The sequence below is a fragment of the Micromonospora globispora genome, assembly GCF_003857015.1.
GTDB lineage: Bacteria > Actinomycetota > Actinomycetes > Mycobacteriales > Micromonosporaceae > Micromonospora > Micromonospora globispora.
On sequence record NZ_QGGF01000476.1, the window covers coordinates 1 to 11,160 of the forward strand.

The following is an 11,160-nucleotide window of genomic DNA, read 5'->3' on the forward strand; positions in this document are numbered from 1 at the left end:
TCCTCGGGTTGGGGTACCCCGGAGCAGATCACCGACCCCGAGTACTCGACCATGGCCTTCCAGAAGGGTCTGAAGCAGGTCGACGGGTGGCAGGACATGCCCCTGACGCAGGCCGCGCAGACGGTGCAGGTGTCGGCCTACCCGGACGCCTACGCCCAGTGGGAACAGCAGGCCGCCGACCTCGTCGCCCAGCACTGGAACAGCTGACCCAACCGAACACCGTGAACCGACCACTGGCCGGCACCCTCACCAGGGTGCCGGCCAGCGGCGTATCGAGCGACGAAAGAGGGCAGCGCCTCAGGTGGCGGTGATCGTGCCGGTCAGCAGCAGCGAGAGCACCAGGGCGCCGAGGGCCACCCGGTAGAGCACGAACAGGTACAGGGTGTGGTGGGCGACGTAGCGCAGCAGCCAGGCGATGGCCGCGTACCCGATGACGAAGGCGATCAGCGTGGCAACCACCATCTGCGCCCCGCTCGGCGCCGCGGTGCCCGGGGCCGCCGGTTTGAAGACGTCGCCGAGGCTGAACACCCCGGACATCACCACCGCCGGAATGGCCAGCAGGAACGAGTACCGGGCCGCCGTCTCCCGGGTGAGGTTGAGCAGCAGGCCGGCGGTGAGCGTACCGCCGGACCGGGAGACGCCGGGGATCAGCGCCATCGCCTGGGCGAAGCCCATCACGACGCCGTCCCGCATCCGGAAGTTCTCCAGGGTGCGGGTCTGCCGACCCCAGTACTCGGCGAAGGCCAGCACGAAGGCGAAGCCGATCAGCGTGGCGGAGACCAGCCAGAGGTTCCGGGCGACGGTCTGGATCTGGTCCTTGAACAGGAAGCCGAACACGCCGATCGGGATCGAGCCGACGATCACGTACCAGCCCATGCGGTAGTCGAGGCTGGCCCGGACCGAGTGGTCGACCAGCCCGAGCACCCAGGTACGGAGGATCCGCCAGATGTCCTTGGCGAAGTAGATGAGGACGGCGGCCTCGGTGCCGAGTTGGGTCACCGCGGTGAACGACGCCCCGGCGTCCCGGCCGAAGAAGATCGCCGAGGTGATCCGCAGGTGCGCGGACGAGGAGATCGGGAGGAATTCCGTGAGCCCCTGGACGATGCCCAGGACGATGGCCTCGACCCAGGTCACTCGCCGACTCCGGAGAGGTCGAGCGCCTCGGCGACGGTCCGCAGCGTCTGCACGCCGCTGTCCCGGTCGGCGGCGAAGAGGCTCACCGACAGCGTGGTGACGCCGGCGGTGGCGTAGTCCCGCATCCGCTCCGCGATGCGCTCCTTCGGGCCGAGCAGCGAGGTGCGGTCGATGAACTCCATCGGCACCGCGGCCGCCGCGTCGCGCTGCCGCTTGGCCAGGTAGAGGTCCTGCACCTCGCGGGCGGCGTCGCCGTAGCCCATCCGGGTGGCGAGCTGGTTGTAGAAGTTCTGCTGCCGGCTGCCCATGCCGCCGACGTAGAGGGCGGCGTACCAGCGGACCAGCTCGGCGCAGGAGGCGATGTCGTCGCCGACCACCACCGGGACGGAGGGCACCACGTCGAAGCCGGCCAGCTCCTTGCCGACCTTGGCCCGACCGGCCCGCACGGAGGCGAGCTGCTCCTCGGCGAACTCGGGGGCGTAGAAGACGGCCAGCCAGCCGTCGGCGATCTCGCCGGCCAGCTCCAGGTTCTTCGGGCCCACCGCGGCCAGGTAGATCGGGATGTGCTCGCGCGGCGGGTGGAAGCCCAACCGCAGCGCCTTGCCGGGCCCGTCGGGCAGCGGCAGGGTGTAGTGCTCGCCGGCGTACGCGACCTCCTTGCGGGTGATCGCCAGCTTGACGATGTCGACGTACTCCCGGGTCCGGGCCAGGGGCTTGGCGAAGCGGACGCCGTGCCAGCCCTCAGACACCTGCGGGCCGGAGACGCCGAGGCCGAGCCGGAACCGGCCGCCGGAGAGGGCGTCGATGGTGGCGGCCGTCATGGCGGTCATCGCCGGGGTGCGCGCCGGGATCTGCATCACCGCGCTGCCCACGTCGATCCGCTCGGTCTGGCCGGCCATCCAGGCCAACATGCTGGGCGAGTCGGAGCCGTATGCCTCCGCCGCCCACACCACCGAGTAGCCGAGCCGGTCCGCCTCCTGGGCCAGAGCCAGGTGGTCTGCCGGCGTACTCCACGCCGTCTGGTATCCGAGGCTGAGCCCGAGTCGCACTGGTCCTCCCACCGTCCGCACCACAGGTCGCATCAGGTTACGCAATGCGGCTGGGAGCCGTGATCACCGGCTCACCACGATCGCGTCACATCGACCGGGAGGCCGAGCAGGAACTTGACGGAGGCGAGGATATCCGTGACGCCAGGTTCGAAATAAGGTTCACCCATGCAACAGCGACCGCTCGGCCGAAGCGGGCTGGCGGTTTCGCGGCTCGCCCTCGGCACCATGACCTGGGGACGGGACACCGACGCCGACGACGCGGCCGCCCAGCTGAAGAGCTACCTCGACGCGGGCGGCAACCTGGTCGACACCGCCGACGTGTACGCCGACGGCGACGCCGAGTCGGTGATCGGCTCCCTGCTGGGCGGTCTGGTCCCCCGCGACGAGCTGCTCATCGCCACCAAGGCGGGGCTGCGGCCGGGCAGCGGCCGCCGTCGGGACAACTCCCGCGGGCACCTGCTGCGCACCCTGGACGCGTCGCTGCGCCGGCTCGGCACCGACTACGTCGACCTCTGGCAGGTGCACGGTTACGACCCGGACACCCCATTCGAGGAGACCCTCTCCGCGCTCGACCACGCGGTGTCCAGCGGCAAGGCCCGGTACGTCGGGGTGTCGAACTTCTCCGGCTGGCAGACCGCCCGGGCCGCCGCCTGGCAGGCCGCCTGGCCGGGCCGGGCCCCGGTGGTCGCCGCGCAGGTGGAGTACTCGCTGCTGGAGCGGGGCGTCGAGCGCGAGGTGCTGCCCGCCTGCGAGGCGCTCGGCCTGGGCGTGCTGCCCTGGTCGCCGCTGGGTCGGGGGGTGCTCACCGGTAAGTACCGGCACGGCCGGCCGGCGGACTCCCGCGCCGCCTCCCCGCACTTCGAGCGGTTCGTCGCCACCTACCTGGAGCCGCGCTGCTCCAGTATCGTGGAGGCGGTCGCCACCGCCGCCGGCGGCCTGGGCGTGTCCCCCCTGGAGGTGGCGCTGGCGTGGGTCCGGGACCGGCCGGGGGTGACCGCCCCGATCCTGGGCGCCCGCACCGTCGGTCAGCTCCTCGGCGCGCTGCAGGTGGAGCGGATCACGCTGCCGGACGAGATCGTCACCGCCCTGGACGACGTCTCGGCGGTGCCGGTCGGCTACCCGGAACGGGACGGCTGAGCGGGGCGGGCGACGGGTACGGTCCGGACGCGACGCGGCTCACCGTCGGGGGGTGGCGCAGGGCCGCCGGGCTGGGCAGCATGGATGCATGGACTACGAATACGCGCCGCTGCGGTTGCCGCCGAACGTCGACCGGGTGACCGCCGCGGCGCAGCTGGCGATCCAGGCGGAGTTCTCCGGATGGGAGTTGGCCCGGGTGCGGCTGTTCCGGGACGGTACGCGGCAGGTGATGTTGCGCCGTCGGCGGATCAACCAGCCGCAGCCGGGTCTGTCGTACTGAGGGCGGCGTCAGCCGTACCCGGAAAGCGGGCGCGCGCCCCCGGGGCCCGGACCGTACGGTCGGGCCCCGGGGGTGTCACCGCCTAGTGGGCGTGGTCGTGTTCCTCGTCCATCTCCAGGAACGGGTGCTCGTCGAGCCGGCCGACCAGCCGGTCGTCGGCGGCCGGCTGGAAGGGGCCGACCGGGTCGTCGTCGTCGAACGACTCCAGGTCGACGGGGGTGCCGACCTCGCTGACCATGACCACGCCGTCGAGCGGTTCGAGCTCGGGAACGTCCAGCGCGCTGAGCGAGCCGTCGCCGCTCTGCAGCAGCTCCAGCACGGCCTCGCCGACCCCCTCGACCGACGCCGGCTCCTCCTCCTCCGGGGTGCCCTCGCGGCGGGCCGCCTCAGCGGCGCGGATCAGGGCGGCGACGCTGGGCACCCGGTAGTCCCGGCGCTGCCGCACCGAGATCACCCGCGGGTGCGGGTCGGTCGCCTCGACGCCCTCGACGCCGCCGAAGCGCTCGTCGGCCTCGTTCGGGTCGATCGCCTGCACGTCCCACGGGGTCACCTCCCCGTACACGTCGAGCAGCTGCTCGTCGTACTCGTAGGAGGCGTTGTTCAACGCGACGTACGCCTGCCAGACGTCGTCGTCGTCGATCCGCCCCTGGGCGGCGCGGACGGCGGCCAGGTGGGCGCGGGCCGCGTCGATCACCCGCTCGAGGGCGGCGTCCAGCTCATCGTGCCGGTCGGTCATGTGAGGCAGTCCCTTCGCGATGGGGGAGGATCCGCGTCGGCGGTGACGCCGTGGACACGGTTAGCAACTGCGGAGAAACCGGTCAAGAACCCGCACGCCGAACTGTAGCCCGTCCACCGGGACCCGCTCGTCGATGCCATGGAACAGGCCGGAGAAATTGAGGTCGGCGGGCAGCCGCAGCGGGGCGAACCCGAAGCAGCGGATGCCGAGCTGGGAGAAGGCCTTCGCGTCGGTGCCGCCGGAGAGCATGTACGGCACCGGCCGGGCACCCGGGTCCTCCGCGCGCAGCGCCGCCGACATCGCGGCCACCAGGTCGCCGTCGAAGGTGGTCTCCAGCGCGGGCTGCCGCTGGATGTACTCGATGTCGATGTCCGGGCCGATCAGCTCGCGGAGCTGCGCCTCCAGCATCTCGGACTGGCCGGGCAGGCTGCGACAGTCGATGGTGGCGGTGGCCCGGCCCGGGATGACGTTGTCCTTGTAGCCGGCGGCCAGCCGGGTCGGGTTTGCGGTGCTACGGATGGTCGCGCCGATGATGTTGGCGATCGGGCCGAGCTTGGCGATGGCGGTCTCCGGGTCGTCCGGGTCCACGTCCACGCCGAGCACCTCGGCGACCTCCTCGAGGAAGGCCTTCACGGTCGCGGTGACGGTCACCGGGAAGCGGTGCCGGCCGATTCGGGCGACCGCCTCGGCCAGCGCGGTGACCGCGTTGTCGTCGTGGATGAACGACCCGTGTCCGGGGCGGCCCTTGGCGTGCAGCCGTAGCCAGTCGATCCCCTTCTCGGCGGTCTCGATGAGGTAGAGCCGCTGCTGCTCGTTGACCGAGTAGGAGAAGCCACCCACCTCGCCGATCGCCTCGGTGCAGCCGTCGAAGAGGCCGCGGTGCCGCTGCGCCAGGAAGTGCGCGCCGTAGTCGCTGCCCGCCTCCTCGTCGGCGGTGAAGGCGAGGACGATGTCTCGGGGCGGTCGGACCCCGGTGCGCTGCCAGCCGCGGACGACGGCCAGCACCATGGCGTCGAAGTCCTTCATGTCGATCGCGCCGCGGCCCCACAGGTAGCCGTCGCGGATCTCGCCGGAGAACGGATGCACCGACCACTCGTCCGGGTCGGCGGGGACCACGTCGAGGTGGCCGTGGACCAGCAGCGCGTCGCGGCCCGGGTCGGTGCCGGGGATCCGGGCGACCAGGTTCGCCCGCCCGGGCGCGGACTCGTGGATCTCCGCGTCGACGCCCACCTCGGCGAGCTTCGCCGCGACGTACTCCGCGGCGCGGCGTTCCCCGACGCTGGTGTCGTTGTCCCCGGTGTTGGTGGTGTCGATGCGCAGCAGGTCGCGGCAGAGGTCGACGACCTCGTCGGTCGGGTCCGGTCGGGCGGAGGCGGCGTCGCTCGTCATCGCTTCTTCATACCAGTCGGGGCTGGTGCCGCGTTCGCCCCGCCCGCCCGGGCACGCGCCGCGGTTTCGCGCGCGGAGCAGCCGGGTACCGCCGCTGGCGTCCGAGCACCGCCCAGCGGAGCGCGACCCCGGCCCCCACCGGGCGCGCCGGCACCCCGTCGAGGAGGTCACCGATGACCGTCCCCCTGCCCCCGCTGCCGCCCGCGGCCGACGACGCGTACCGGCCGGGTGGCCGGAGCCTGGCCGAGATCGTCGACCGGGAGCACCGGCAACTGCTCGGTCTGGTCGAGCAGGTCACCGACTCCGACCTGGCGGCGGAACGCCGCCGCGAGGTGGTGGAGGTGCTCACCGCCGCGGTGTCCCGGCACCTCTCCGCCGAGGAGCAGTACCTCTTCCCCGCCGCCCGGGCCGCGGTGCCGCAGAACGCCGAGCTGGTGGACCGGGAGATCGACGCGGACCGCGCGCTGCTCACCGCCCTGAAGGGACTGTCCGATCCGGAGGATCGGGCGCTGACGGAGGTGGCCGACCGGGTACGCCGGCACATCAGCCGGGTCACCGCACTGGTGACGCCGCTGCGCGAGGTGGCCACCGACGCCGAGCTGATCCGGCTGGGCAACCGGTGGGAGATCGCCGAGGAGGCCGCCCCGACCCGGCCGCACCCCGGCACTCCGGCCACCCCGCCGTGGAACAAGATCGTCGAGCCGGCGGTCGGCGTGGTGGACAAGCTGCGCGACGCGGTGACCGGGCGCCGGACCCACCTGTCCGACCTGGGGCGGCAGCCGAAGGCCTGACCTCCCGGAGCTTCGGGGAAGGCCGATGCGGTTCAGCCCTTCCGCATACCTCTCGGTGGTCCTACCGTCACCGTATGAATCTGGAGCTGCGACACCTGCGGGTGGTGTGCGCGATCGCGGAGACGGGGAGCGTCACCAAGGCGGCCTCCACGCTCGGCCTGGCCCAGCCGGCCCTGACCGCCCAGCTCCAGCGCATCGAGCGCGCCCTGGGCGGCCCACTCTTCGAGCGCGACCGTCGGGGTGCCCGCCCGACCGCCCTGGGGGAGCTGGTGCTGGATCGGGCCAGGGTGCTGCTGCCGGCGATGAAGGGGCTGCAGGACGAGGCGGCGCGGCTCGCCGGGGCGGGCGACCCGCTGAGCCGGTACCGGTTCGGCGGCGTGAACAGCCCGATCCTCGGCCGGCTGGTGCACCGGCTCGCGGCCGAGCAGCCCGAGGTGCAGATCAGCACGTACGCCTCCTGGTCGGGGGACGAGCTGGCCCAACTGGTGGCCGCCGGGCGGCTCGACTTCGCGCTCACCGGCGTCTGCGGGGACGCGGCGCCGTCGGCCGAGTTCGGGCTGAGCTGGCGGGAGGTCGCCGTCGACCCGGTGTTCGTGCTGCTGCCGCAGACCCATCCGATGGCCGACCGGGACGAGGTGCGCCTGGCCGACCTGCGGCGGGAGCAGTGGGTGGCCGCGCCCGGGGACGGCTGCTTCGGCGACTGTTTCGCCGCCGCCTGCGCCCGGGCCGGCTTCACCCCGCGCAAGGTGTACGAGACCGACGTGCGGGGCTGCGTCGACCTGGTCGACGCGGGGGAGGCGGTGGCGCTCTGCCAGGCCACCTTCCGCCCGGTCGCCGGGCTGGTCACCCGACGGCTGGCCGGGATCCCGCTGCGCTGGCGGCTGCTGCTCGGCTGGCATCCGGACGCCCCGACCGCCCGGGTCGCCGAGACGGTGCTGGAGACGGCGATGGCGGCGTACACCGACTCGCTGGCCCCGCACCCGGACTATCTGGCCTGGCTGCTCCGCCATCCCGACTTCGGCGTCCAGCCGTCGACGGCCGGCGGGGTGCGAACCGCGTGACGACGGGTATCAGCCCCTCATGACCGATCTCTACCCCGCCGCCGACCAGCGGGAGCTGCTGCGTCAGGCGGCCGCCATGCACACCGCCGCGTCCCAGGACGTCGAGACCTTCCTGCGCCGCCTGCCGGAGGTGCCCGACCCGACCGACATCACCGAGTACGCCAACCTGCTCAGCCGGGAGGAACGGGCCCGCGCCGACCGGCAGGCCGCCGCCGACGCCGCAGGCCTGCAACTGCCGAGCATGGAGTCGGAGTAACGCCACCGCGACGGCACCCGGGCGATCCCGGGTGCCGTCGTGTGCTGTCGGCTCAGCGTTCGATCAGCACGTCGTGGCCGAGGTCGAGCAGCGAGTGCCGCCACTCGTTGTCCGTGTTTCCCCCGCTCGGTCTGGCGTCGATGAGGGACTGGATCCGGTCGATGGCTTCCTGCATCACCTCGATGTCCTGCCGGGTCAGGTCCACCTTGCGCTTGGTCAGCACCCGCAGGATGTGCCGGCCGGGTTCGGGCAGGCCCATGTCGGGGCCGGGACTGAACGTCTCCTCCCCCGAGCCCCGGGTCAGCAGCCACTGGCGCAGCTGCTCGGAGGGGACGTTCACCAGGGCGTGGAAGTCGTCCCAGATCACGTCGACCTCGGGGTCGACTCGTGCCTCCCGTACCATCACGCCTCCTCTTCGGGTGGCCCGGCCGGCGCCGGCTCACCGTCGTCGGTCTGCTGCTTCACGCCCTCCGGCGGCACCTTGACCCGGGACGGATTCGCCGTGGGTGGGGTCACGATCGGTTCGCTCCGTTCGGTGTCCTCCCGGGTCTCCTCCGGTTCGGTCATGTCCGCCCTCCGGTTCAACGGGGATGGGACGTGGTGGCCGCGGTGTACCCGCGGTCACCGGCGGTCACCTCGAAGGCGAGCTGTCCGTCCCGCGCGTCGACGATGACCTTCTGCCCGGGCGAGATCTCGTTCTCCAGCAGCATCCGGGAGAGCCGGTTGTCGACCTCCCGCTGGATCACCCGGCGCAGTGGTCGGGCACCGAACTCCGGCTGGTAGCCGTGCTCGGCGAGCCAGTCGATGCCGGCGGTGGTGAACTCCACCTGGACGTCCTGGGCGTGCAGCCGTCGCTTGGTCTCCTCCAGCATCAGCTCGGTGATCTGCCGCAGCTGCTCGGCCTCGAGCCGCTGGAAGATGATGATCTCGTCGATCCGGTTGAGGAACTCCGGTCGGAAGTTCTCCTGCAGCCGCCGCATCAGCCGCTCCCGCAGCTCACTGGCCTCCCGCCCGGCTCCCGGCTCCCCGGCGGTCTCGAAACCGATCGCCCGCTGGGTGCCGGTGATGAGCTCCGAGCCCAGGTTGCTCGTCATGATCAGTACGGTGTTCTTGAAGTTCACCGTCCGGCCCTGGCTGTCGGTGAGCCGGCCGTCGTCGAGCACCTGGAGCAGGATGTTGAACACGTCCGGGTGGGCCTTCTCGATCTCGTCGAGCAGCACCACCGCGTACGGGCGGCGGCGGACCGCCTCGGTGAGCTGGCCGGCCTCCTCGTAGCCGACGTAACCGGGCGGGGCGCCGACCAGCCGGCTGACCGTGTGCCGTTCCTGGAACTCGCTCATGTCCAGTCGGACCATCCGGTCGGACTCGCCGAAGAGGGCCTCGGCCAGGGCCCGGGCCAGCTCGGTCTTGCCGACACCGGTGGGGCCGAGGAAGAGGAAGCTGCCCATCGGCCGGTTCGGGTCGGCCAGCCCGGTACGGGAGCGACGTACCGCCTCCGACACGGCGCTGACCGCCTCGTTCTGCCCCACCACGCGCTCGTGCAGGTAGCCCTCCAGCCGCAGCAGCCGGTCCCGCTCCTCCTCGGTGAGCTGGTTGATCGGGATGCCGGTGGCCCGGGAGACCACCTCGGCGATCTCCTTTGGGCCGACCGAGGGCACGTGGTTGGTGCCCTCGTCGCCGCGGGCGCGGCGGATCTGCTCCTCCAGCTCGCCGATCCGGTCCCGCAACGTGGAGGCCCGCTCGTACTGCTCGGAGGCGACGGCCTGCTCCTTGTCCCGGCGTACCTCGTCGAGCTGCTGCTCCAGGTCCCGCACGTCGGCGGCGGGCGTGCGGGTGCGCAACCGGATCCGGGCGCCGGCCTGGTCGATCAGGTCGATCGCCTTGTCCGGCAGGTATCGGTCGGTGACGTACCGGTCGGAGAGCTCGGCCGCGGCCACCAGCGCCTCGTCGGTGAAGCGGACCTGGTGGTGCGCCTCGTACCGGTCGCGCAGGCCGCGCAGGATCGCGACGGTGTCCTCGACGCTCGGCTCCGGGACGAAGACCGGCTGGAAGCGGCGGGCCAGCGCCGCGTCCTTCTCGATGCTGCGCCGGTACTCGTCCAACGTGGTCGCGCCGATCACCCGCAGTTCGCCCCGAGCCAGCGCGGGCTTGAGCATGTTGGACGCGTCCATGCCGCCCTCGCTGCCGGCGCCGCCCGCGCCGACCAGGGTGTGGATCTCGTCCAGGAAGACGATCAGCTCGTCCTTGTGCGACCGGATTTCGTCGATCACCTTCTTCAGCCGTTCCTCGAAGTCGCCGCGGTAGCGGGTGCCGGCGACCAGCCCGGGCAGGTCGAGCTGCACCACCCGCTTGCCGAGCAGGGTCTGCGGCACGTCGCCGTCGCAGATCCGCTCGGCCAGCCCCTCGACGATGGCGGTCTTGCCGACGCCCGCCTCGCCGATCAGCACCGGGTTGTTCTTGGTCCGGCGGGACAGGATCTCGACCGCCTGCTCGATCTCGTCGGCCCGCCCGATGACCGGGTCGATCTGGTCGGCGCGGGCCAGGTCGGTGAGGTCCTGGCCGTACTTGTCGAGCGTGGGTGTGCCGCGGTCCGGCTTGGGACCGCCCGTACCGCGTTCGGCGCTGGCCGCCTGGAGCGACTCCGGCTGGATCCGGCCGGCGGCGAGCATCCGGCCGGCCGGCGACTCCGGGTTGAGCGGCAGGGCCATCAGGATGTGCTCGGGGCCGATGTAGTTGGCGCCCATCGCCCGGGAGAGCTGGTGGGCGTCGAGCAACGCCCGCTTGGCCGCCGGGGTGAGCGAGAGGTTGGGGGGCACCTCACCCCGGGGCGCGCCGTCGCCGCGTCCGCCGAGGGCGTTGACCAGGGCGTCCGGGTCGGCGCCCGCGCGGCGTACCAGGTCACGCAGCGGTTCGCGCTGCAGCGCCGCCCAGAGCAGGTGGTCGGTGTCCAGGTCGTTGCTGTGCTTCTGGGCCGCCCGGCGGGCCGCGTCGGCGAGCATCTCGCGCGCGTCGGCCGTCATCAGCCGGGTGATGTCGACCCGGTGCGCCGGCCGGCGTCCCGCCTCACCCCGGCCGAAGTACCGGGCCAGGAATTCGTCCCACGGGTCCGAGCCGAAGTCACCAGGTCCCATCATCTCTGTCCTCCGCAGTCGGGCGCGGCACGGTCGGCGGTGGCTACCCGGCGCTCGGCGCGACAAACGCCCGCGGGTGGCAGGCTGGGCGGATGGAGACCAGGCCGCTGCTTATCGTCGACGGGGCGAACGTGGTCGGCTCGCGGCCGGACGGCTGGTGGCGGGACCGGCCCGGCGCCGCCGCCCGGCTGCGGGA

12 protein-coding genes and 1 pseudogene are annotated in these 11,160 nt (G+C 72.5%); 6 read left to right on the forward strand and 7 right to left on the reverse strand.

Translation table 11 applies throughout. The features are described 5' to 3' along the window. Positions 1 to 207, forward strand: a pseudogene (locus DKL51_RS25660) (hypothetical protein); the annotation flags it as partial. Between the two features lie 90 nt (positions 208 to 297). Here the strand turns inward: DKL51_RS25660 and DKL51_RS25665 are convergent. Then, on the reverse strand, positions 298 to 1,134 hold the full coding sequence (locus DKL51_RS25665) for an undecaprenyl-diphosphate phosphatase (RefSeq protein WP_109947490.1): 837 nt from the start codon (positions 1,132 to 1,134) through the stop codon (positions 298 to 300). Beyond that, a complete protein-coding gene (locus tag DKL51_RS25670) occupies positions 1,131 to 2,183 on the reverse strand; it encodes an LLM class F420-dependent oxidoreductase (RefSeq protein WP_109947489.1) in 1,053 nt (350 codons plus the stop codon). The genes DKL51_RS25665 and DKL51_RS25670 overlap by 4 nt, the downstream gene beginning before the upstream one ends. A 165-nt stretch (positions 2,184 to 2,348) precedes the next feature. Between DKL51_RS25670 and DKL51_RS25675 the strand changes: the two genes are divergently transcribed. Both DKL51_RS25675 and DKL51_RS25680 read left to right on the forward strand, forming a co-directional pair. Beyond that, positions 2,349 to 3,320: an aldo/keto reductase gene (locus tag DKL51_RS25675; RefSeq protein WP_109947488.1), complete on the forward strand. Its 972-nt coding sequence runs from the start codon at positions 2,349 to 2,351 to the stop codon at positions 3,318 to 3,320. Positions 3,321 to 3,408: 88 nt separating this feature from the next. Beyond that, positions 3,409 to 3,600, forward strand: coding sequence for a DUF5703 family protein (locus DKL51_RS25680; RefSeq protein ID WP_089014793.1), 192 nt, complete (start codon positions 3,409 to 3,411; stop codon positions 3,598 to 3,600). An 82-nt stretch (positions 3,601 to 3,682) separates the two neighbouring features. Here the strand turns inward: DKL51_RS25680 and DKL51_RS25685 are convergent, their stop codons facing one another. Beyond that, entirely contained in the window at positions 3,683 to 4,336 is a 654-nt protein-coding gene (locus tag DKL51_RS25685) for a hypothetical protein (protein WP_109947487.1), read from the reverse strand. A 60-nt stretch (positions 4,337 to 4,396) separates the two neighbouring features. Further along, positions 4,397 to 5,725: a M20/M25/M40 family metallo-hydrolase gene (locus DKL51_RS25690; RefSeq protein ID WP_109947486.1), complete on the reverse strand. Its 1,329-nt coding sequence runs from the start codon at positions 5,723 to 5,725 to the stop codon at positions 4,397 to 4,399. Positions 5,726 to 5,898: 173 nt separating this feature from the next. Between DKL51_RS25690 and DKL51_RS25695 the strand changes: the two genes are divergently transcribed. The 3 genes from DKL51_RS25695 (at position 5,899) to DKL51_RS25705 (ending at position 7,833) form a co-directional block, all read left to right on the forward strand. Beyond that, positions 5,899 to 6,516 carry a hemerythrin domain-containing protein gene (locus DKL51_RS25695; RefSeq protein WP_109947835.1) on the forward strand — a complete coding sequence of 206 codons (618 nt, stop codon included), beginning with the start codon at positions 5,899 to 5,901 and terminating at the stop codon, positions 6,514 to 6,516. Positions 6,517 to 6,590: 74 nt separating this feature from the next. After that, positions 6,591 to 7,577 (forward strand): LysR family transcriptional regulator, encoded by a 987-nt coding sequence (locus tag DKL51_RS25700; RefSeq protein WP_109947834.1) that lies wholly within the window; start codon positions 6,591 to 6,593, stop codon positions 7,575 to 7,577. A gap of 19 nt (positions 7,578 to 7,596) precedes the next feature. Beyond that, positions 7,597 to 7,833 (forward strand): hypothetical protein, encoded by a 237-nt coding sequence (locus tag DKL51_RS25705; protein ID WP_109947833.1) that lies wholly within the window; start codon positions 7,597 to 7,599, stop codon positions 7,831 to 7,833. Positions 7,834 to 7,885: 52 nt separating this feature from the next. Here the strand turns inward: DKL51_RS25705 and DKL51_RS25710 are convergent, their stop codons facing one another. Genes DKL51_RS25710 through DKL51_RS25715 form a run of 3 tightly spaced genes read right to left on the reverse strand, consistent with a single transcriptional unit; the run spans position 7,886 to position 10,967 of the window. Further along, positions 7,886 to 8,236, reverse strand: a complete 351-nt coding sequence (locus tag DKL51_RS25710) for a DUF3140 domain-containing protein (protein ID WP_109947832.1) — start codon at positions 8,234 to 8,236, stop codon at positions 7,886 to 7,888. Continuing rightward, a complete protein-coding gene (locus DKL51_RS35165; protein WP_165823269.1) occupies positions 8,236 to 8,400 on the reverse strand; it encodes a hypothetical protein in 165 nt (54 codons plus the stop codon). Before DKL51_RS35165 ends, DKL51_RS25710 begins: the two co-directional genes overlap by 1 nt. A 14-nt stretch (positions 8,401 to 8,414) precedes the next feature. Continuing rightward, the gene (locus DKL51_RS25715) at positions 8,415 to 10,967 is read right to left on the reverse strand and encodes an ATP-dependent Clp protease ATP-binding subunit (RefSeq protein ID WP_109947831.1); all 2,553 of its coding nucleotides are present in this window, start codon (positions 10,965 to 10,967) and stop codon (positions 8,415 to 8,417) included. Positions 10,968 to 11,160 lie beyond the last annotated feature (193 nt).